Genomic DNA, 22,382 nt, shown 5'->3' with positions numbered 1-22,382 from the left:
ATGCTCCGCCGTCTCAGCATACCGATGCTCGCCGCCTTTGGCGCGGTCGCCCTGTCCGCCTGCGTGAGCTTTGGCGCCAAGCCGCCGCCGTTCCTGCTGACGCTCGACAGCGATGCCGTCCCTGCGGCGGGCCAGGCGCGCACCGCCGGCGAAGATCAGGCGCTCACCATCCTGATTCCGACCGCGCCGCAAAAGCTGCGGACCCAGCGTATCCCGGTGCAACAGGACGATGCCAGCGTCGCTTATGTAAAGGATGCGCAATGGGTAGAGGCGCCGCAGCGCCTGTTCCAGCGCCTGCTGTCCGAAACCGTCGCCGCGCGGACCAACCGCGTCATCCTCGACGAGGGTCAATATCTGACCGCGCCGGGCGAACAGTTGGCGGGCCAGCTTCTGGACTTCGGTGTCGACGAAGCGACGAACGAGGTCGTCGTCGTCTATCAGGCGATGCTGGTCGACACCGGCGGCAAGCAAGTGACCCAGCGACGCTTCGAAGCGCGCGAACCGATCGGCGGCAAGGTCGAAGCCAAGCCGGTCGGCGAAGCGCTGACCACAGCGGCGAACAAGGTCGCGGGCGACGTCGCGGAGTGGCTCGCGGGCTAGCCCCCGTCTCCACCCGTTCGGCTTCATGGCGCCGATCGTCGTCGGCGTGTCGGGGACGAAGCTGTTCGCGGCAAGCTGACCTCCCCGGGAAGCTGCGCGGCCGTTAACGACCGCAGGGGACGTTCTGGTCTATCCTGACACGTTCGCATCGAGCGAAGTCGATATCCCCCTCGGCGTCGCGCTATTTCGATGGGTATATCGACTTAGCTCGATACGAACGGCGGTGGAGGCGCCCGGAATCGACCGAAGGGGGACGTGCGAGATGCAAGCCCCTCCCCTTCAGGGGAGGGGCAACGAAGACTTGGCAGCTTGCTGCCTAGTCGTAGTGGGGTGGGGCCTGACGACCTCGCGCACGGCCGCTGGCCCCCACCCCTCCCCTGAAGGGGAGGGGCTTAACACGCGAATGGCAGCTCCCCACCCCGTTCCGGCCATTCGCTGCCACTTCGGCTGCAATGACAGCAAGCGGCCGGAAGCGGTCCTTCCTCTTCTCGTCACCCCGGACTTGATCCGGGGTCCATTAGGCGCAGCGTCGCGTGAATGGATCCCGGATCAAGTCCGGGATGACGAATGCCTGTGAACGAGCGGTTGTGGTCGCTTACCAACGTCATCCCGGCGAAGGCCGGGATCTCACCCTGACGGTTTTACGCACCGGCGAGATCCCGGCCTTCGCCGGGATGACGAATAGGCAACGTCCGCTTCCCACCCCGAAGCCTCCATCGCAAAAAATCGCTGTCCTACATGATCCGACTGTGCCAGCCTTCGTCCCGGCTCTTTGGACAGGTGGATAAAAGCGGTCACGGCCCGGTTTGCGAATGCGCGCGGGACCGGCGCGACAGGTTCGGCGAATGCGACCCATCGGCGGCTGCACAAGGCTGAACTTTACTGAACTTTGAAACGACGACGCTAAGCGATCGCTCCTACCCCATCAGGCTCTTCGACGCCTGCTCGGTCGTGTCGCGCGACAGGCCCGGCTGCGCGAGGATGCGTTGCAGTTCGCCCTTCATCAGCGCCTGCCGCGTGTCATCGAAGCGTTTCCAGCGGCCGAGCGGCGGGATCATCCGCGCCGCGGTCTGCGGGTTCTTGGGATCGAGCGCGATCACGAGGTCGGCCAGCAGACGATAACCCGCGCCATCGGCCTGGTGGAACGCCGCCTGGTTCGCGGCGAAGGCGCCATAGAGCGCCCGCACCCGATTGGGATTCGCCAGCGTGAAATCGGGATGCCGCGCCAGCTCGGCGACCGCCGCGACGGTATTGGGGCGCAGCGACCAGGCCTGCACCTGGAACCATTTGTCGAGAACGAGCGGATTGTCGCGATACCGCTGGTAGAAGATGTCGAGCGCGTGCGCGCGTTCGTCGCTGTCGCCATGCGCCAGCGTCGCGAGCGCCGCCTGCCGCTCGGTCATCCCGTCGGCGGCGGAGAAGATGTCGAACGCCAGCGCAGGCACATCCTCCTCCCCGGTCGCTCCCAGATAAGCAAGCGCGACCCCGCGCAGGCGGCGACGGCCCTTGGCGGTGGGCGACAGGTCGGTCGCCGCCGGGGCCGTCCTGGCGAGAATCGCCCGCCATTCGTTTTCGAGCGCCTTGCCGATCGCCGCCTGTAGCGCCAGCCGCGCGCGACGGATCGCGTCGGGATCGACCGTCACCATCTGGTCGCCGATGAAGGCTTCGCTCGGCAGCAAAACCGCCTCGGCCACGAAGGCCGGATCGTCGGCCGCGCCGTCAAGCGTCTGCCGTACCGCGTCGATGACCGCGTCACGGTCTCCCGCCTTGCCCGCGACCGCCGCAACCAGCGTATCGAGCATCAGCTGCTGGAGCGCCTCATAGCGCGCGAACGGGTCGTCGTCGTGCGCCGCAAGCCACGCAAGCTCGCCCGGCGCGCGCTCGAAATCGACGATCACCGGAGCCGAGAAGCCCCGATTGACCGACAGCGCCGGCCGGGCGGCAAAGCGGCCGATCGGCACGCGCTGCACGGCCTCGGTCAGCGTCACCAGCGTATCGGGCAGAGCCGTGTCGCCGCCGTCCATCGCAAAGGCCGCAAGGCGCAGCGGCATCATCATCGCCGCCTTGTCGGGTTGCCCCGGGGTCGGCGGCACGGTTTGCGCAACGTCGAGAAACCACTCGTCGCCGTCGCGCGCCAGCGCGAGGTGTAATTTCGGCGTTCCCGCCTGTTCGTACCAGCGGCGGAATTGCGACAGGTCGATGCCCCCGCCCTCCTCCATCGCGCGGACGAAATCCTCGCAGGTCGCGGCTTCGCCGTCATGGCGCTCGAAATAAAGGTCGGTGCCCGCCCGAAAGCGCTTGGGCCCGAGCAGGGTCGCCATCATGCGGATCACCTCGGCGCCCTTGTTATAGACGGTCGCGGTATAGAAGTTGGAAATTTCCTGATAGCTGTCGGGCCGGATGGGGTGCGCCAGCGGCCCCGCATCTTCGGGGAATTGCGCGGCGCGCAGGATGCGGACATCCTCGATCCGCTTGACCGCCGGCGATCCCATATCGGCCGAAAAGCTCTGGTCGCGATAGACGGTGAACCCTTCCTTCAGGCTGAGCTGGAACCAGTCGCGGCAGGTCACGCGATTGCCCGACCAGTTATGGAAATATTCGTGCGCGACGACGCCTTCGACCCCGTCATAGTCCATGTCGGTCGCGGTGTCGGGATCGGCAAGAATGTAGCGGGTGTTGAAGATGTTCAGCCCCTTGTTCTCCATCGCCCCCATGTTGAAATCGCTGACCGCGACGATGTTGAAACGGTCGAGGTCATACTCGCGGCCATAGACCTCCTCGTCCCATTTCATGCTGTGCTTCAGCGCCGCCATCGCGTGATGGGTGCGATCGACGTCGCCTGCGCGCACCCAGATGCCAAGCTCGACCCGGCGGCCCGACATGGTGGTAAAGCTGTCGCGGTTGACGACGAGATCGCCGGCGACGAGCGCGAACAGATAAGAAGGCTTCGGCCACGGGTCTTCCCATAGCGCCCAGTGCGTCCCGTCTTCGCCCTCGCCCGACGCGATGCAATTGCCGTTCGAGAGCAGGATCGGAAAGCGCGCCTTGTCGCCCGTCATCCGTACCTTGTAGCGGCTGAGCACATCGGGGCGGTCGGGGTGAAAGGTGATGCGGCGGAACCCTTCCGCCTCGCACTGGGTGCAGAGCATTCCGCCCGAGGCATAAAGGCCCATCAGCTGGGTATTGGTCGCGGGATTGATCAGCGTATCGACCTCGACCGTCGCGGCGGCCCGGTCGCCCAGGTCGACGATCAGGTCGCTGCCGTCCATCCGCCAGTCGTTCCACACCGCGCCATCGACGCGCACCTCCGCCGGCGTCAGCCCGTCGCCCCGCAGGGTCAGCGGCGCCGGCGCGCCCGCCGCGCGTTCGACCGATAGCGCTGCGGTGACGCGCGTCTCGTCGACGCCGAGCGCGAAATCGAGCGCAATGTCGGGAATCTGCCATTCGGGCGGGCGATAATCGCCGCGGTGGATCGTGACGGGAACGGCGGGGAAGGAGGAAGCGTCGGTCATCCGAACGGTCTAGGCTTGGCGGCGCGCCTGCGCAATAAGGCGCCCGATGAGCAGGATGTTGATTTTCGGGCTGGGCTATAGCGCCGGCCATATCGCCAACCGCCTTCTGGCCCGCGGGTGGGAGGTGACGGGAACGACGCGAAGCGGTCGCGGCGGCACGATCGCCTTCGACGACGAATCCTCGGTCCTCACGGCGCTGCGCTCGGCAACGCACATCCTGTCGTCGGTCCCGCCTTCGGACGGGAAGGATCCGGTGCTGGCGCGCTATGGTCAGGCGCTTGCCCTCGCCCCGGCAAGCTGGGTCGGCTATCTGTCCTCGACCGGCGTTTACGGCGACTGCGACGGCGCATGGGTCGACGAAAGCGCGCCGGTCAGGGGTCGGCGGCCCGATCGCAATGCCGCCGACGCCGCCTGGCAGGCGATGCGCGGGGATATGCGCGTCTTTCGCCTGCCCGGCATCTACGGTCGCCGCCGCTCGATTCTCGACCGCATAGGCGATGGGCGCGCCCATCGCATCGACCTGCCGCGACAGGTGTTCAGCCGCATCCATGTCGACGACATTGCCGGCGGTATCCTGGCATCCTTCGCCGGTCCGCCGGGTCTCTATAATCTCGCCGACGACGAACCGGCGCACCAGAACCGGCTCGTCGAATGGGGCTGCGCCATGCTGGGCGCCCCGCTGCCGCCGTCTCGGACGCTCGCCGAAGCGGGCCTTTCGCCCGCCGCGCGCGCTTTCTATGCCGAAAACCGCCGCGTCGCGAACGGCAAGGCGAAGCGGTTGCTGGGCTGGACGCCGCGCTATCCGACCTATCGCGAGGGGTTGGCCGACTGCGTCCGGCCCGAATGATCAGAGCAGCACGTCGACCGTGTGGATCAGCACCCCGACCAGCCCGCCCACCAGCGTGCCGTTGATGCGGATATATTGCAGGTCGTCGCCGACCGCATTCTCCAACCGGTCGGTGATCGTCTTGGCGTCCCAGCCGCGGATCGTGTCCGACACCAGCCGCAGCGCCGTTTCGCCATAGCTGTCGACCACACCGACGACCGCACGGCGCGCGTAGCGGTTGAGCGTCCGCTTGATCGTCGCGTCGTCGCCCAGCATCGTTCCGAACTGGGTGACAAGTTCGCCAAGCCGGCCGGCGAGCATCGTCTCGGGATCGCGAGCGGCTTTGAGCAGCGCGCCGCGGCCCTGTTCCCATAGTCCGTCGAGCCAGCGTTTTACCGCCGGGTTGTCGAGCAGCTCGTCCCGCACACGCTCGACCTTCGCCTGAACCTCGGGGTCGTGCTGCAGGTCGAGCGCGAGCTTCGCCATGCCCTCCTCGACGCGCAGCCGGATCGGATGATCGGGTTCCGCCGCCATGTCGGTGAGCAGCTTGCCGAGCCCGGAAACGATCCGGTTCGCGATGCTTTCGTCGAGCCCGGTGAACCGGACGATGGCGTTCGAATTGTCGTGGACCATCTGATGAATCAGATGCGCGTTGAGATCGAGCGTCTTGGATCCCCATTTGACCATCGCATCGAGCAGGGGCTGGTGGCGCCCCTCGGCGAGCGCGGCCTGCAACGCCTGCCCCAGCAGCGGCGCGACATCGAGCTCGCGCAGCCGGTCGGCGATCGCCGACTTGACCATGCCGCCAAGCCGTTGCTGGTCGAGCGCGCCCAGTGCGTCGGCAATGATCCGCGACGCGCCCAGCTTCAACCGTCCGCCGCCTTCGGCGGGTTGCGACAGGAATTTTCCGACCGCCCCGGCAATGTCGACCTCCTGCATCTTGCGCGCGATCAGGCGCGGCAGCAGGAAGTTGGTCAGCAGGAAGCGCGCGAGCGTGTCACCGATACGATCCTTGTTGCGCGGCACGATCGCCGTATGCGGGATCGGCAGGCCCATCGGATGCCGGAACAGCGCGGTGACCGCGAACCAGTCGGCGAGCCCGCCGACCATCGCCGCCTCGGCAAACGCGCGCACGAAGCCGACCGCGGGATGCGCATCCTGAAAATATTTCGCCGCGACGAAGATCGTCGCCATCACGACGAGCAGCCCCGTCGCCACGACGCGGATGTTGAATCCCCCCGTCGGAACGGCAACGCCCACCCGCGGCGGGTGGGCGCTCATCTGCCCGATCGGCGGGGTCGTGCGATCCTTCATGGTGCTTCAAATGGCGCGCCGCGCCAAAGGTTGCAACCGGCGCGGTCGAACACCCCGCGCCGGCTCATCCCCTATTCCGCCGGATGCGGCACCGGATCGGCGTGCGGCCGGCTGTCGTCGCCCGGCCTGTAGGTCAGCAGGTTGCTCGAGAAGAAGCGTCCCAGCCGCTTCTCGATGCTGTCCGCCAGGCTGAAGCCTGCCGGCACGATCAGCAGCGTGAGAAGTGTCGACAGGATCAGGCCGCCGATCACGACGACGCCCATCGGCGCGCGCCATGCGCCGTCTCCGGTCAGCGACAGGGCGGTCGGCACCATGCCCGCGACCATCGCGACCGTGGTCATGATGATCGGCTGCGCGCGCTTGCGGCCCGCATCGATCAGCGCCTCGACCTTGCCGACCCCCTGGTCCATTTCCTCGATCGCGAAATCGACGAGCAGGATCGAGTTTTTGGCGACGATGCCAAGGAGCATCAGCAAGCCGATATAGACGGGCATCGAGATTTCCATGCCCGTTATGAGCAGGCCGAGCAGACCGCCGAGCGGCGCCAGCAGCAGCGAGGACATGTTGACCAGCGGCGACAGGAAGCGGCGATAGAGCAGTACCAGCGTCGCAAAGACGAGCATCAGGCCAGAGATGACCGCGATCACGAAGTTCTGGATCATCTCGGCCTGCCATTTGGCGTCGCCCTGGATCACCTTGCGGATACCCTGCGGCATATTCTTGACCGCGGGCAACGCATCGATCTTCGCCTGCGCATCGCCCGTGACGAGGCCGGGCGCGAGGTCGGCGCCGATCACGATACGCCGCGTCTGGTTATAGCGCCTCAGCTCGGTCGGGCCCGATCCGAAACCGATCTCGGCGACCGACTTCAGCGGCACCGTGCCGCCGTTCGCGGTCGGTACGGGCAAATTCTCCAGCGTCGCAAGGCTGCGGCGCGAATCTTCGGACAACAGGACCCGGATCGGGATCTGCCGGTCGGAGAGCGAGAATTTCGCCGCATTCTGATCGATGTCGCCGAGCGTTGCGATGCGGATCGTCTGGCTGAGCGCGGCCGTGGTCACGCCCAGGTCGGCGGCCAGGTCGAGACGCGGCTTCAGGATGATTTCGGGGCGCGGAATGTCGCCTTCGATGCGCGGCGCGCGGATTTCCTTCAGCCCCTTCATCTCGTCGACGATCTTCAGCGCATGCTTTTCCAGTGCCACCGGATCATCGCCGCCGATGACGAAGGTGATGTCGCGGCCCGAAAAACCGCCGGACTGGCTCTGGAACGACACGCGCGCGTCGGGGATCGCCGCAAGCTGGGGCTGGAGGCTGCGTTCCCATTCGACACTGGAAATCTCGCGATCCTTCTTCAGCGTCAGGAAGGCGTTGCCGCCGCCGACATTGACGTCATAGAAAGCCGTGTCGACGACCGGGCTGTCGTCGAGGATCGCCGAAATCTGCCGCGCGATGACTTCGCTCTGTTCAAGCGTCGAACCCGGCGGCAGTTCGTATTTGACCTGGCTATAGTCGCTGTTCGTCGTCGGCTGGAACTGCTGCGGCAGCGTGGCGAACAGGACAAGGCTCAGCGCGAAAGCGCCGACGCCGATCCCGACGATCCAAACGCGATGGTCGAACAGACGCGCATAGGCCCGGCGAACCATGAACGCCGCCCATGCAGTGTAAGCCCACCCTCGCACATTGAACGCCCAGGCAATCGCGCCGACGATGATTCCCATCAAATTGCCCAGCAGGAAAGCCGCCACGGCCGATATCGGCGTCATAAGCAGGAAATGCACTGCGGGATTGGGCGCGTCCTGGCCGGCCGGCACGGGCTGGAAATATTGCACGATCGACGCGAGGACGGCGATCCCCGCCACCACGAAGCCCGGCGTCAAAAACGCCGTTCGGGTCGGCACCGCGTCATAGCGCGCGCGGACATCCTTGTGCTTGTTGTTATTGAGGGTCCAGGCAAGGACCCGCTCATAGCGGTCGATCCACGGTCCCTCGGCATGGCTCTGCTCGCCCTGCGCCGACAGGAAATAGGCGGCGATCATCGGGGTGATCATGCGTGCGACGGCCAGACTCATCAGCACCGCAAAGACGACGGTCATGCCGAACTGGATGAAGAACTGCCCCGATACGCCGGGCATCAGCGCCACCGGCAGGAAGACCGCCACGATCGACATCGTCGTCGCGACGACCGCCAGGCCGATCTCGTCGGCGGCGTCGATCGACGCCTGATAGGCGGTCTTGCCCATGCGCATGTGCCGGACGATATTCTCGATCTCGACGATCGCGTCGTCGACGAGCACGCCCGCGACCAGGCTGAGCGCGAGCAGCGACAGGCTGTTCAGCGAAAAGCCCATCAGCTCCATGAACCAGAAGGTCGGGATCGCCGACAGCGGGATCGCCATCGCGCTGATCAGCGTGGCGCGCCAGTCGCGCAGGAACAGGAAGACGACCACGACGGCGAGCACCGCGCCCTCGATCATCGCTTCCATCGAACTGTGATACTGCGCCTTGGTATATTCGGTCCGCGTGAAGAGGATCTTGAACTTCACCTTCGGATTGTTCTTCTCGATCTCGGCGAGCTTCTTCATCGCGTCGTCGTGAACGGTGACGTCGGATGCGCCCTTGGCCTTTTCGATCGAGAAGGACAGCACCTGCCGGCCGCCGATCTTGGCGATATTGCGCTGCTCGGCAAAGCCGTCGCTGACCCGCGCCACGTCCGACAGGCGGATCGTGCGCCCGCTGCCGATCGATATCCGCGTCTGTCCCAGCTCATAGGCGCTCGCGGCATTGCCCAGCACGCGCACCGCCTGCTCCGATCCGGCGATTTCGGTGCGTCCGCCCGCCGCGTTGACGTTGACCTGCCGCAGCTGCTGGTTCACCTGGCTTGCGGTCAGCCCATAGCTCTGCATCCGCGCGGGATCGAGGATCACCCGGATCTCGCGATCGACACCTCCGGAGCGGCTGACCTGCGCCATGCCGGGGATCGACAGCAATTCCTTTGCCACCGTGTTGTCGACGAACCACGACAACTGCTCCAACGTCATGTCGGCGGCTTCGACCGAGAAATAGGTGATCGGACCGCCGGCGATGTCCACCCGGACGATCTGCGGTTCGAGGATGCCGTCGGGCAATTCGCTGCGGATTTGCGACACCGCCTGGTTGACGTCGTTATAGGCCCGGTCGATCGGCGTGCCGATCGCGAACTGGACGAAGGTCCGGCTGCTTCCTTCGCTGACATAGGACGACATTTCGTCGACGCCGCTCACCCCGCGGACCGCGGCCTCGACGCGCTGGGTCACCTGTGTTTCCAGCTCGGTCGGCGCAGCCCCGGGCTGGACCACGACCACCTGCACCGCCGGGAATTCGACGTCGGGATTGTCGTTGACGTCCATCCGGTTGAAGCTGACCAGTCCCGCCAGCAGCAGCAGAATGAACAACACGATCGGCGGCACCGGATTACGGATGCACCACGCGGAGATGTTACGGAAATTCATGGTTCAAACGCCTCTGTGCGGTGCCGGTGCGATTATTGCGACGCTTTCTGGACGACGGGCTTCACCGTGTCGCCGGGGTTCAGGAAGGCGCCCGCGAGCACGACGACCTTTTCCTGGCCCGTCAGCCCCGATGCGATCGACACGCCTCCGTCGGTAACGGTGCCGACCTTCACCGGCTTGCGTTCGATCTTGTTGTCCTTGTTCACGACGAGAACATAATTGCCCTCGGGTCCGCTCTGCACGGCGCTTTCGGGAAGCAACGGCGCCTGATCGGAGCCCGCGATCAGCCGCGCGTCGGCGAAACCGCCGGGACGTAGCGCCTTGCTGTAAGGCACCGAGATACGCACGGTGCCCTGTCGCGTGTCGGGATTGATGACAGGGGACACCTGCCAGACCTGACCCGCGATCTGCAGATTGGTACCGACGGGCGTCACGACCGCGCGCGTGCCTACGGCGATGCGCTGGAGATCGGCTTCGGCCATCTGGGCGAGCATTTCCATCTCGCCGCCCTTCGCCATGCGGAACAGGACGCCGCTGCCGGCACCGACAACCTGCCCGGGCTCCACCTGGCGCGTCAGCACCAGACCGGCGGCGGGCGCGACGATGTTGAGCCGTCCGTTGCGTGCGACCGCTTCCTTATACTGCGCCTGCGCGACGCGAACGCGCGCGTTGGCGGCGTCGCGGGTGGCACGCTTGCGGTCGATGTCCGCCTTCGACACAAAGCCGCGCGAAACGAGCGCTTCGGCGCGATCGAGTTCGGACTGGGCAAGATCGGCGTCGGCCTGGGCCACGCGAATCGAGGCCGCCAGGCTGGCCGCCTGCTGCGTCTGGACGGCACGGTCGATCACGGCAAGCGGTTGCCCCGCCCCGACCCACTGACCGGGCTCGACGAGAACGCTGATCACCTGGCCGCCCTCTCCCGCGACGCCCACGGGCATTTCGCGCCGCGCGGCGATCGACCCGTTGGCTGCGATTGCGGCCTGCACCGATTGCTGGCCGGGGATCATCACGGTGATCGTCGGAACGCTTGCACCGTCGTGGCCGCCCGCGGCGCCGGCGGCCGTCGCGGCCCCGTCGTCCTTGCCCGCGGAAAAGGCATACCATGCCCCCGCAACGACAAGCGCGATCAGGACCAGCGCACCGATCAGCAACGTCCGTTTGCGGCGATTGTCCGCTTCTTCGTAAAAGCTCTGCGTCGAGCCCGACAGGCTGTCCATCGAATCCACTTTCCGCTCGTAGTTCACGTCGAATCCCTTTCTGCCGCGCGCGGCAGCGGGACCTACGACCGCACAGCGATCCCGCCCCCAAGTCCGCGCGACAGGACTTCGAAAATCCGTCGAAGGTGTGTTACCGTATTAAATCACTACTAGCAAGGAAAAAGGCGATGGGCCGCCTCTCCCTCGGCCGGGCGCGCTCATACGCCAGCCGCCCGCCGGCTTCCAGTTCCCGCGAACGGAAAGAGGCGGCCGGCTCGCGCCGACCGCCTCTTTGCGAAGCGACCCTTCCGGATCGCCTATCGTGGTGCGATTACCGCACGCGCCCGCGCCGAACCAGGTTGACCACGCCGAGCAGGATCACCGCACCGATGAAGGCGGTGACCAAGGTGCGCCAGTCGAACGCGTCGCCGCGAAGATGGCCGCCGCCCAGGAAACTGCCGAACAGGAAGCGGCCCAGGATCGACCCGACGCAGCCGACGACGATGTTCAGGAAAATGCCTTGCTGAGCATCGGTGCGCATGACGATGCTCGCCAGCCAGCCGATAATACCGCCCATGATGATCGCAATAATCCAAGTCATGTGATGACCCCCTACGGTGCATGTTGCCGCCCGACGTTGCGGGCCGGGCGATGATAACGCGAATATCGGGTTTCAGCCAGCCGGAATGGCGGCGCCCCTGCCAGGAGCGCCGCCCTTCGCTTGTTCAGCGCACGCTGCCGCGGCGGACGAGGTTGATGATGCCGAGCAGCACCACCGCGCCGATGAAGGCCCAGAGCAGACCGATCGGGCTGAAGGTGCTGAGCGACGCCCCCATGCCGAACATGCCGCCCAGAATGTTGCCGATGAAGGCCCCGACGATGCCGACGACGACGTTCAGGATGATTCCCTGCTGTGCGTCGGTCCGCATGACGATGCTCGCCAGCCAGCCGATGATGCCGCCGACGATAAGCGTGATGATGATACCCATGTAATTGCTCCCTTTATTGGACCGGGGCGATGAGCGAACCGCAGGCGTTTTCGCTCACGCCTCGTCGCGGACGACCATCGTTTTACCGATGTCAGCAGAATGCCAGGAAGGGGCAAAAGGTTCCCGGCCGGTGCGCGGACGCCTCCGGCCGGGATAGTGGGATCAGTTCCGGTCGGGGAACTGGTCCGGGTCGCGCTCGCAGCTATAGAGTGAGGGGGCGGGGTCCGATGTGATTGCGGTCACAGGGGCTCGATGTTCGGCGGACGCCGGGTCGGTCCGCGGCCGGCCAGGCCGACGCCGCGCATACGAAATGGGGGCCGGCATCGCTGCCAACCCCCACTATCCGGAATTTGCATCCGGCCTTCCGGCTTCGGATCGTCCCGGCCCGCTTCGCTTGCGTTCGGCGGTCCGCAAAATGATCCGTCGCGGTAGCACGCATGCAGTCCGGCGACGGTTTGGTCGGCCCCCTTGCGGGGGCCGGCCGCACCTGAAAAGCCCTTCATCATTTTGTCCGAAAATCTGCCGAAGCCGATAGTCATCAAAAGCGATGGACTGCCTTTCACCCGATCGGGTCGACTTCAACTCGTGGGAATCGCAGTCTTCCGTGATCGGCCATCGGTCCACATCGCTCGTCGATCCGGTCCGTTCTCGTCCGGCTGGTCTTGCAACCACCCTTGTTTTCCCGGCGGTCCGACGCCTCTGTCGTCCGATGATTGGAAGCTGACACGGCGCGCCTTCACCGCCAACAAAAAAGCGCGCGGAGGCCCGCGCGCTTGTGGATAAGTCCGGCATTAGCAACTTGGATTTGTTGCGCAGCATTTTTGTAACGCGCACGCAACATTTTCGGATTCGGATTCGGTCGCCGCAAGACGCGGCTCGCGCCCGAGTCGTTCCCGGAGGCGCGAATCAGGCGCGCGGCTTCGGATCGCGACTCGGTTGTCAGGCGCGTCCCAGGTCGCCCTTGCCCACCGTTCCCGCCGCCATCTCGAGCATGCGATCGAGACTACGCTTCGCTGCCACCCGCAAATCCTCGTCCATCTCGATCCGCGGCTGGAGGTCGCGCAGCGCCAGATAGAGTTTCTCCATCGTGTTGAGCGCCATGTAGGGACAGATGTTGCAGTTGCAGTTTCCGTCGGCGCCCGGCGCACCGATAAAGGTCTTTTCGGGCAGCGCCTTTTCCATCTGGTGGATGATATGCGGCTCGGTCGCAACGATCAGCGTGTCGCCCGGGAACGTCTTGGCGAACTGCAGGATGCCGCTGGTCGAACCGATATAATCAGCATGGTCGACGATATGCGGCGGGCATTCGGGATGCGCCGCGACCGGGGCATCCGGGTGCTGCGCTTTCAGCTTCAGCAGCTCGGTCTCGCTGAAGGCTTCGTGGACGATGCACACGCCCGGCCACAACAGCATGTCGCGCCCGAACTTGCGGTTCAGATAGCCACCCAGATGCCGGTCGGGCCCAAAGATGATCTTCTGGTTTTCGGGGATCTGGCTGATGATCGTCTCGGCGCTCGACGAGGTGACGATCACGTCGGACAGCGCCTTCACCGCCGCCGAGCAGTTGATGTAGGTCAGCGCGATATGATCGGGATGCTCGGCGCGAAAGCGCTTGAACTGTTCGGGCGGACAACTATCCTCGAGGCTGCACCCCGCGTCCATGTCGGGCAGCACCACGATCTTTTCGGGCGACAGGATCTTTGCGGTCTCGGCCATGAACTTGACCCCGCAAAACGCGATGACGTCGGCGTCGGTCTCGGCTGCCTTCCGCGACAGTTCCAGCGAATCGCCCACGAAATCGGCGAGATCCTGGATCTCGGGCTTCTGGTAATAATGCGCCAGGATGACGGCATTGCGGTCCTTGCGGAGCCGGTCGATCTCCGCGCGCAGGTCGAGGCCGGAGAGATTTTCGCGGATGGGGGCAGTCATGGCTTTTCCTTATATGGCTCTTGCCGTGCCCTCCCCTACACCGCCCCTCTGGACAGGGCAATTCGGCGGTTTCTGCTGCGGGAGCAAGCCCGGCTTTCAGGGTGAGAGAAGCGTGTCTAGCCGGCATCGCTTGCGAAACGCGCCGTCACCGTGGCATCGATCCCGGCGGCCTTTAGCGGCATCGCAAAACTTTGCTCGATCGCCGCGCGCGCCGCATTCTCGGCCAGGCGCATCGGCGTCGTCCCCTTGGCCTGCTTGATCAATTCCGCCTGCGCCGCCTTGCGATTGGCGGCGTCGAGCACCTCTTCCGCATCGGTGAGCGTCAACAGGATCGTTCCATCGCGAAATTCGCTGATCGCGTCGATGTCGATTTCGGGGCCCGCGAGCCGGAGGGGCGGCAGCGTCACGGTCAATGCGGAGGTCGCGGCATCCCAGTCGAGGTCGGACGGTTTCAATCGGCCAAGATCGACCTCGTAACGCACCGTTCCGGGCATGATCAGCGTTTTCTTGGCGCTCAGCCCCATTCGGCTCTGGGTCGAGGTCACGACCGCGACATAGCGCGCGGTAAACGGGACCAGCACATTCTGTTCCTGCAAACCCTGAAGGCTTGCGGCCACGACCGTCTGCGGATCATAGCTGCGTTGCCAGCCGTCCCATGCGCGCCAGCCCAGGAAGAGCGCGATCGCAAGGATCGCGACGATCAGGACGCGGAACAGTCCGCGATTCATGCCACGAGGCTCCACGCGTCGCCGTCGCGCGCCACGCGGCCGCGCTGTTCCAGGTCGACCAGGTGGGCGAGCACCGACCGCCCCGCGGCACCGGTCAGGCGGGGATCGAGCCCCTTGTACATTTGCTTCACCATATCGGGAATGACGTGCGTGCCGCGTTCGAGTTCCCGCAATATCTGCCGCTCGCGCTGGCGCCGATGGCCCAGCATGCCGCGCACGAGCTGGCGGGGCTTGGCGACGGCGCGCCCGTGCGCGGGATAGTAGACGCGATCGTCGCGGTCATAGAGCTTCGACAGGCTCGCCATATAGGCGGCCATGTCGCCGTCCGGCGGGCTGACGACGCTCGTCGACCAGGCCATCACATGATCGCCGGTGAACAAGGCGCCGCTTTCGACGAGCGCGAAGCAGAGATGGTTCGACGTGTGACCCGGCGTCGCAACGGCCTCGAGCGTCCAGCCGTCGCCCGCCACCCGCTCGCCGTCGCCAAGGACGCGGTCGGGCGCATAGCCGGGATCGAAGGCCGAATCGGCGCGCGGCCCCTCGTCGCGGAGGACCAGCGGCGCGCATCCGACGATCGGCGCACCCGTCGCATCGCTGAGCGGCGCCGCCGCAGGGCTGTGATCGCGGTGCGTATGGGTGCACAGGATCGCCGCTATCCGCTGGCCTTCGGTCGCACGCAGGATCGCATCGACATGCCCGGTGCCGTTGGCGTCCGGGGGATCGCCGACGCTCATGCCGCTGCCGGTAGGCCCGGGGTCGATGACCGCGACATCGGCTCCCGCACCGACGATCCAGGTCTGGGTGCCCGTGAAGGTATAGGGCGACGGGTTGGGCGCCAGAACGCGGCGCACCAGCGGCTCGTGCTGCTCGCACTCGCCGGCGCGGATCGTGTCGGGCCAGGGTTTGTCTTCGCTCACCGCCCCTATGTGGCATCGCCGCCACCGAAGAAAAAGGGTGGAGAATCAGAAAAGGGAGCGGAGAAGCCCCGCTCCCTTCCCCGCCCCTGCCGCCGGCCCCGACCGGGGACCCGGGTGCCGGCGTCGAAGATCCGGGATGGGTGCGATCAGTCTTCCTTGGCTTCGAGCCCGGCGATCGAGCGATCGAGATCTCCGATCACCTTGGCCCGCATGTCGGGGGACAGGGCCTTGCCCTGCTCGCCTTCGGCAAATTTCTGCCGCGCTTCCTTCAGCGACGAAATCATCTTCGCCTTGTCCGCGGACAGCCCCCCGCAGCGCAGCAGGAGCACACGCATGTTCCGGCCGCCCTCGACATCTTCGCGGTCGACAATAGGCTGGTCGGCCTCGCCGCCTGGACACGGCGCCACCGTCATCGCGCGGATAGTCCCCTTTTGCCACGCGACGGGCGGCATGGGCGGTACGGGGGGCAGCGGCGGCACGGGCGCCAGCGCGGTACGGAACCCCTTGCGCCGCTTTGCTTCCAGCTTGTCGGCAATCGCACCCGCCCGGGCGCCTTCGATGCCCTGTTCCTTCAACGTGTCCAGAATATCGGCACGCGACAGGTTGCCCGGCATCCGGAATTCGAAGCTGCGGACGTCCGGTGCGGCGCCGGGCACGTCGGCTCCGCCCTGTACCACGACACGCGTGACCTCGCGGCGCGCCGTACCCGCCTTGGCCGCATCGCCGTCATCCTTGCTGGTAAAAATCATCAGCGAGTGCGCGCCGTCGACGACCTCGGGGGGCGCGGGCGGCGGCGGCGGCGCGGGGACATCCGCGATAGCGGGCGGCGGCGGGGCGGGCGGCGCAGGCGGCGCCAGATCCTCGACATGCGCCTCGGCCTTTGCGGTGGCGACGGGGACCAGCGTCGCCGTCGCGGCCAGAATGCCCAGCGCGGCGGTGCCGACAAGCAGGCGCCCGACCATCCCCCGGGTGCGCGAAATATCCTTTTGCATCAACATCGTCAGCCTCTCCTGCAAATTGTCGTGCGATGCCATCGGCGCCGCGAGCGCCAGGCGCGGGCCCACGGCGGTCTTGGCGATTGCCGTGGCATAGCTCGCGGTGCGATTGCGCCGCTCGCCAGCAGCGGCGGCCGTCGTCAGCACACGCGCATCGCACGCCGCTTCCTGGTCGAAACGGAACGCGCGAAGCGCGCGCCAGGCGAACGGGTTGAACCACTGCGTCGCCAGCAGCAGCAGCGCGGCAGTATTGGCCCACAAATCGCCGTGCCGGTGATGTGACAGCTCGTGCTCGATCGCGAGCGCCCGCTCGTCGGCGGCATAGCGCGCGAAGAAGTCGCGCGGCACGACGACGAAGCGGCGCAGCAGACCAAAGGCAACCGGCCCGTCGACCGCGTCGGTCATCACCAGCCGGATCGGACCCAGCGGCTCCAGATCGACCCCGCACTCCAGAACAGCGGCCTTGAAACGCCGGTGCATCGACGATGCGCGACAGATCACGAACAGCGCGCCCGCAAGCCAGAGCCCGAACAGCAGCGGCAGCATGTCGCCGAATGTCCAGCTCGCCCCGGGCATCGTCGCCGGTGTCGCCATCGCGTGTGCGGCGTCGGCCATTTCGACCACCACCACATCCAGCGGCGGCGACGCCGCGGAGGCGGAGGCTGCTGCGGGTTCGGCGAACGGCAGCGGCGGCAACGCGAACCGAAGCGCCGGGATCGCCCAAAGCGCATAGGTCAGCCCGGGCCCAAAGCGTCGCGCAAACGGTTTGCGGACGACGAGTACAGCCAGCACGAGCAAGGCGGTGATCAGCATCGTGTCGCCCCATGCCTGCAGCATCGTCGCGGCGTTCATGACTTCAGCCTCCGCAGCAGCGCCTCGATTTCTTCGATGTCGGCCTCCGACAGGGCCTCGCGATCGGCAAGATGCGCGATCAGCGGGCTGACGCGCCCGCCGAACAGGCGATCGACGAAGCGCTGCGATTCCTCGCCCACCGCGTCGGCGCGCTCGATGGCCGGCCGATAGAGATAGCGGCGCCCATCGGCCTCCGCCGTCACCGCGCCTTTCTGAACGAGCCGGGCAATCAGCGTCTTCACCGTCGCCTGCGTCCAGCCGTTCGCGGCGCCGATCCGCTGTGCGAGCTCGGCTGCCGTTTGCGGTGCCTCGTCCCATAGCGCGTTCAGCACCTGCATTTCGGATTCGCTTGCGCGTTCAGCCATGACGGATCCCCTCCTTCGGCCTCGTTTGCAACACGACTACAGATGTAGTCAATTGCCTGAACGTCGCCTGAATGGAGGGTGCGCGATTTGTGTCGGAAATTTTGACAGTCGGGCGATGCGGTAAGATTTCGCTAACCACGGAATCGCGCGGCCAAGCTGGACCGCCGCGATTTGGCACGCGGCTTGTATGGTAGGACATGTTCCCGAGTGTTCCGCTCAATGGAGCGGCAGGGGGTATCGGTCTGGTCCCTGATATCCCCTGCCCCCACCGGGACATCCCCACTTACCCCCGAGGCAAATGGGGGGCGCGGCGGCCGCAAGGCCCCGCCCCCCGGCTGCTTTCACCTCGATGATGCCGCTGACCTGGCGACGACCGGGAAACGCGCCGGTCGTCCGCGCCTTACTCGGCCCTGGTCGGGACGCCGTCCATCAGCTGGTGCAGCTCGCCGGCCTCCCACATTTCCATCATGATGTCGGAGCCGCCGACGAATTCGCCCTTCACATAAAGCTGCGGAATGGTCGGCCAGTCGGAAAATTCCTTGATGCCCTGGCGAATTTCCATGTCCTGCAGCACGTCGACGGTGCCATATTCGATGCCCAGGCGATCGAGCATCGCGACCGCGCGCGACGAAAAGCCGCACTGTGGAAACAGCGGCGTGCCTTTCATGAACAGCAGCACGGGATGCTCCGCAACCAGCTTGGCGATGCGGTCGTGGACGGTGGGGTCGCTCATGATAAATCTCCGATGGCGCCGAGGCGCCGTAAAACAGGGCCGATGGGTCCTATGAAGGGATGGCGGTCGTCAATTGCAAGGCGTGCAGTTCGCCGCCCATGCGACCTCCCAGCGCGGCATAGACGGCCTTGTGCCGTGCGACCCGGCTCAGCCCCCGAAATTCCTCGGCGACCACGTGCGCCGCATAATGGTCGCCATCACCGGCGAGATCGGTGATCGTGACCTCGGCGCCCGGAAAGGCCGCCGCGATCATCTCTTGCAAATCTTGCTCGCGCATCGCCATGCCGTCGTCGCCCCTCAGTTCTGGCTGTCGATGAACTGGCGCCGTGCCTCGGCAGTCTTTTCGTTGAGCATCGCGCGGATTTCGGCGTCGCTGATTTCGACGCTCGCCGCGGTCAGGTCGCCCGCAAGCTTGCGAATCACGTCTTCGTCGCCGGCTTCCTCGAAATCGGCCTGGACGACCGCCTTGGCATAGGCGTCGGTTTCCTCGGGCGTCAGGCCCATACGCTCCGCCGCCCATTCGCCGAGCAGGCGGTTGCGCCGCGCGGTGATGCGGAACTGCACTTCCTGGTCGCGGGCGAACTTCGCCTCGAAAGCCCGTTCGCGGTCGTCGAATGCGCTCATTTCGTCCTCATCCTGATGAAACCCGTATCCTGTGCAGATAGGTTGCGCCCCGCCCGCACGCAAGCCGCCTGTGCGCCAGATCACTTCCCTTTTACCGGCTAAGGGTTTAGGGGTTGGGCAACGGGATGGGTCGCATCGCAGCACGATAGGCTGCGCCGTGCCGCAAAGCCGCCGCATGGCGCCATTGAGCGTGGATTGGGGGATTGCGCCGATGACCGTTCGAGTTCCGTTCATTCTGTCGGTCCTGGCACCGCTCGCGCTCGCGTCGGCGCCCGCCGGCGCAACGCAGTCCGACGATCCGACCTTGCGCGACAGTTTCGCGATCGGGAGCGAGGGCGGCGCGCTGTGCGAGGTTCAGGCGACGGTCCGCGATAGCGTGATTGCCGGCATGTTCGATCGCGCATGGCTCGTCCTGTGCCGCGATGCGAGCCAGCCGGTCGGCACGGTCCGCGTCCTGCGCGCAAGCCCGGAACAGGCGCGCACGCGGATCGAAGCGGCGCGCGCCGACACCATCGCCTGCACCGCGCCGGATAACTGCACGGTAAAGGGCGGCAATCTTTCCTGGCTTACCCGGATCGAAGGCGATGGCGGGACCAGCTATTCGGTCGAGGGTTTCGACGCCTATCGCGACGCGCTCGACCTCGCGCTCGAATCGGTTCGCCAGCGCCGGGTGGTGCCGGGCGTCATCCGCGTTGCGACGACGTCGGTCGGCGGGAACGACGGCTTCGCCCGCACGCTCGCAGGAACGATCGACGTCGACAAGGCACTGGCAGAGGGATATCGGCGCAACCACAGCGGCGATTACGCCGATGCCGCCGAATTCTTCGAGGCGCTGTCACGGCGCACCGCCGACGAACGGCAGGCGGCGGATATCGACCCCACCGAGTTCACGCTCAACCGCGCGCTGCAGAAATCGAACCTCGGCGAGTTCGCCGAAGCCGATCGCCTGTTCGGGGAGGTCGAGGCGATCCCGACCAGCGATCCGGTCCAGCTCCGCCTCCGCCGCAACTTCCGCGCGATCGACGCGCTGAACCGCCACGATTACGACAGCGCCGCCGCAATCCTGCGGGCACCGATCCCGCCGCTCGTCGACGCGGTCGCAATCGAGGGCGACAGCGTCACGCTGACCCCCGGCATTACCGCCGGGATCAATAGCGGCAGCGGCGCCCGCGCCGTGAGGCAGACCGAAGACGAAGAACGGCTGACCCCCAGCGAGCGTGCGACGATCATCGATGCGCAGGCAACGCACTTGCTCGGCGTCGTCGAGCGATTGCGCGGCAATGCCGCCGCGGCTAGGACCGCGCAGGTCAAGGGCCTTGCCGACGCGCTGGCGGTACGCGAAGGCCGTGTGACGTCGATCGTTCGCCTGCGCTCGCAGATGCTTGGCGAACTGGCAATGGCCCAGGAGGACCTCGGCGATCAGGGCGCCGCCGATGCGCGCTTTCAGGATTCGATCGCGCTCCTCGCCGCCGAATATCCCGAAACCAGCGCGCTGGCATCGGCGCGCGCGCGCTATGCCGCCTATCTCGCGCGCCACGGCCGCGAGGATGCGGCGCTCGGCATCTATCGCGACGTCGTCCACGCGCTGGCCGGCTCGCAGCGCGCGACGACCGGCATGGCGAATCGCATGGCGCCCTATTACCGCCTTCTCGCCGCGCGCGCTGCCGACGATCCGCAAGCGGTGGCCGACTTCTTCGTCGCCAGCCAGTTGCAGATACGCCCTGGCGTCGCGGACACGCAGGCGGTGCTGGCACGCGAATTGTCGAGCGGCAGCGACGAAGGCGCGCGGCTGTTCCGGCAGGCGACGACCCTCGACCGCGATATAGAACGCGCGCGGGTCGAGGACGCGCGCCTCGCGCAGCTTCCCGCGGCGCCCGAGATCGACGCGCTGCGCGCCGACCTCAAGACGCGGCTCGACAATCTGGGCTTCCAGCAAGCCGAAACGCTCGCCCGCCTGTCGACTTTCCCGCAATATCGCGTCGTCGCGCCGGGGTCGCTCGGCCTTGAAGATCTCCAGCAGGTGCTGCGCCCCGACGAAGCCTATCTCAAGATGCTCGTCGTCGGCGATGCCGTCTATTCGATGCTGATCGGCCCGGGCGACGCGCACCTCTGGCGCGCCGACATCGACGCGCCGGGTCTCGGACGCGCGGTCGACGCGATCCGCTCGACCATCTCGGTCGTCGAGAACGGCCAGCGCCTCACCTATCCGTTCGATGCCGCGACCGCCCGCGACCTCTATGGGCACTTGTTCGGCCCCGTCGCCGACCGGCTGCCAAAGATCGCGCATCTGATCTTCGAACCCGACGGCGCGATGCTGCGCCTGCCTATCACGCTCCTCATCACCTCGGATCGCGGGCTCGCCGATTACGAGCGGCGGCTGGCCGATCCTGCCGCCGATCCGTTCGACATGCGCGACATCGCGTGGCTTGGCCGAACGACCCGGCCCAGCACATCGGTTTCCGCGCTGTCGTTCCGCAACGCGCGCAATGCCGCGCCCTCGCGCGCCTTGCATCAATATTTCGGCCTCGGACAAAATCAGCCCGTGACCGGTGCCCTGCCCTCGCTCGGTACCCGCGGCGGCGAGACGGGGACGATCGACGGCGACTGCCGGTGGAACATCGCCCAGTGGAATCATCCGATCTCCGCCGACGAACTGCGCACCGCGAGCAGCGCGATAAGGGGCGACGCCACGGCCCTGCTGACCGGCAGCGCCTTCAGCGACACCGCGGTCAAGGCGCGCGGCGACCTCGACGAATATCGCATCATCCATTTCGCGACCCACGGCCTCGTCACCGCCCCGCATCCATCCTGCCCCGCCCGTCCCGCGCTCATCACATCCTTCGGTGATGCGGACTCCGACGGACTGCTGACATTCCAGGAAATATACGACCTCAAGATCGACGCCGATCTGGTCATTCTCTCGGCCTGCGACACGGCGGGTGCGGCGACGGTTGCCGCGACGCGCGAGGCCGGCGTCGTACGAGGCGGTGGCAATGCGCTCGACGGTCTGGTGCGGGCCTTCATCGGCGCCGGCGGGCGGTCGGTGATCGCAAGCCACTGGCCGGCACCGGACGATTTCGACGCGACCAAGCGCCTGATTGGCGGACTCTTTTCGGCGCCTCAGGGCGAAAGCGTCGCCGACGCACTCTGGACGACCCAACAGCGGCTGATGGACGACAAGCTGACGTCGCATCCCTATTATTGGGCGGGGTTCGCGATCATCGGCGACGGTGCCCAGCCGCTGCTTCACGGTGCAGCGGCGGCGCAGACCGCGGGATCGGACGGTGGATCGGCCGGACACAGCGGCGGCTGAG

General features: G+C 66.3%; 17 protein-coding genes. 3 read left to right on the top strand and 14 right to left on the bottom strand.

Features of this window, described 5'->3' with window-relative positions:
* Positions 1–600 carry an ABC-type transport auxiliary lipoprotein family protein gene (locus AC58D2_RS10010; protein WP_497389837.1) on the top strand — a complete coding sequence of 200 codons (600 nt, stop codon included), beginning with the start codon at positions 1–3 and terminating at the stop codon, positions 598–600.
* Positions 601–1,517: 917 nt separating this feature from the next.
* On the opposite strand, the gene pepN is transcribed toward AC58D2_RS10010, so the two are convergent.
* Positions 1,518–4,112: an aminopeptidase N gene (gene pepN, locus AC58D2_RS10005; protein WP_497389835.1), complete on the bottom strand. Its 2,595-nt coding sequence runs from the start codon at positions 4,110–4,112 to the stop codon at positions 1,518–1,520.
* 46 nt (positions 4,113–4,158) lie between these two features.
* On the opposite strand from pepN, the gene AC58D2_RS10000 reads away from it, so the two are divergent.
* Positions 4,159–4,959 carry a Rossmann-fold NAD(P)-binding domain-containing protein gene (locus AC58D2_RS10000; RefSeq protein ID WP_497389833.1) on the top strand — a complete coding sequence of 267 codons (801 nt, stop codon included), beginning with the start codon at positions 4,159–4,161 and terminating at the stop codon, positions 4,957–4,959.
* On the opposite strand, the gene AC58D2_RS09995 is transcribed toward AC58D2_RS10000, so the two are convergent.
* The 13 genes from AC58D2_RS09995 to AC58D2_RS09935 form a co-directional block, all read right to left on the bottom strand.
* Complete coding sequence (locus AC58D2_RS09995; protein ID WP_497389965.1) at positions 4,960–6,219, bottom strand: DUF445 domain-containing protein; 1,260 nt, start codon at positions 6,217–6,219, stop codon at positions 4,960–4,962.
* 104 nt (positions 6,220–6,323) lie between these two features.
* Positions 6,324–9,740: an efflux RND transporter permease subunit gene (locus AC58D2_RS09990; protein ID WP_497389831.1), complete on the bottom strand. Its 3,417-nt coding sequence runs from the start codon at positions 9,738–9,740 to the stop codon at positions 6,324–6,326.
* A gap of 32 nt (positions 9,741–9,772) precedes the next feature.
* Positions 9,773–10,984, bottom strand: a complete 1,212-nt coding sequence (locus AC58D2_RS09985) for an efflux RND transporter periplasmic adaptor subunit (RefSeq protein WP_497389829.1) — start codon at positions 10,982–10,984, stop codon at positions 9,773–9,775.
* 283 nt (positions 10,985–11,267) lie between these two features.
* Entirely contained in the window at positions 11,268–11,537 is a 270-nt protein-coding gene (locus AC58D2_RS09980) for a GlsB/YeaQ/YmgE family stress response membrane protein (protein WP_497389827.1), read from the bottom strand.
* Positions 11,538–11,661: 124 nt separating this feature from the next.
* Complete coding sequence (locus AC58D2_RS09975; protein WP_497389825.1) at positions 11,662–11,925, bottom strand: GlsB/YeaQ/YmgE family stress response membrane protein; 264 nt, start codon at positions 11,923–11,925, stop codon at positions 11,662–11,664.
* A 939-nt stretch (positions 11,926–12,864) separates the two neighbouring features.
* Positions 12,865–13,854: a quinolinate synthase NadA gene (nadA, locus tag AC58D2_RS09970; RefSeq protein WP_497389823.1), complete on the bottom strand. Its 990-nt coding sequence runs from the start codon at positions 13,852–13,854 to the stop codon at positions 12,865–12,867.
* Between the two features lie 116 nt (positions 13,855–13,970).
* Entirely contained in the window at positions 13,971–14,582 is a 612-nt protein-coding gene (locus tag AC58D2_RS09965; RefSeq protein ID WP_497389821.1) for a DUF4230 domain-containing protein, read from the bottom strand.
* Positions 14,579–15,499, bottom strand: a complete 921-nt coding sequence (locus tag AC58D2_RS09960) for an MBL fold metallo-hydrolase (RefSeq protein WP_497389819.1) — start codon at positions 15,497–15,499, stop codon at positions 14,579–14,581. Before AC58D2_RS09960 ends, AC58D2_RS09965 begins: the two co-directional genes overlap by 4 nt.
* Before the next feature lie 146 nt (positions 15,500–15,645).
* On the bottom strand, positions 15,646–17,346 hold the full coding sequence (locus AC58D2_RS09955) for a M56 family metallopeptidase (RefSeq protein WP_497389818.1): 1,701 nt from the start codon (positions 17,344–17,346) through the stop codon (positions 15,646–15,648).
* The gene (locus tag AC58D2_RS09950; protein WP_497389817.1) at positions 17,343–17,711 is read right to left on the bottom strand and encodes a BlaI/MecI/CopY family transcriptional regulator; all 369 of its coding nucleotides are present in this window, start codon (positions 17,709–17,711) and stop codon (positions 17,343–17,345) included. Before AC58D2_RS09950 ends, AC58D2_RS09955 begins: the two co-directional genes overlap by 4 nt.
* Before the next feature lie 400 nt (positions 17,712–18,111).
* Positions 18,112–18,444 (bottom strand): Grx4 family monothiol glutaredoxin, encoded by a 333-nt coding sequence (grxD, locus tag AC58D2_RS09945; protein ID WP_497389815.1) that lies wholly within the window; start codon positions 18,442–18,444, stop codon positions 18,112–18,114.
* A 49-nt stretch (positions 18,445–18,493) separates the two neighbouring features.
* Positions 18,494–18,727: a BolA/IbaG family iron-sulfur metabolism protein gene (locus AC58D2_RS09940; protein WP_497389813.1), complete on the bottom strand. Its 234-nt coding sequence runs from the start codon at positions 18,725–18,727 to the stop codon at positions 18,494–18,496.
* A 14-nt stretch (positions 18,728–18,741) separates the two neighbouring features.
* A complete protein-coding gene (locus AC58D2_RS09935; RefSeq protein WP_497389811.1) occupies positions 18,742–19,068 on the bottom strand; it encodes a DUF1476 domain-containing protein in 327 nt (108 codons plus the stop codon).
* Positions 19,069–19,279: 211 nt separating this feature from the next.
* Here AC58D2_RS09935 and AC58D2_RS09930 point away from each other — a divergent pair, with 211 nt between their 5' ends.
* Positions 19,280–22,381 (top strand): CHAT domain-containing protein, encoded by a 3,102-nt coding sequence (locus AC58D2_RS09930; protein WP_497389809.1) that lies wholly within the window; start codon positions 19,280–19,282, stop codon positions 22,379–22,381.
* The last annotated feature ends 1 nt before the right edge of the window (position 22,382 follow it).

The organism is Sphingopyxis sp. CR5 (assembly GCF_059693785.1).
The sequence above is the reverse complement of the archived record's forward strand: the minus strand, read 5'-3'. Positions and strand labels throughout refer to the sequence as shown.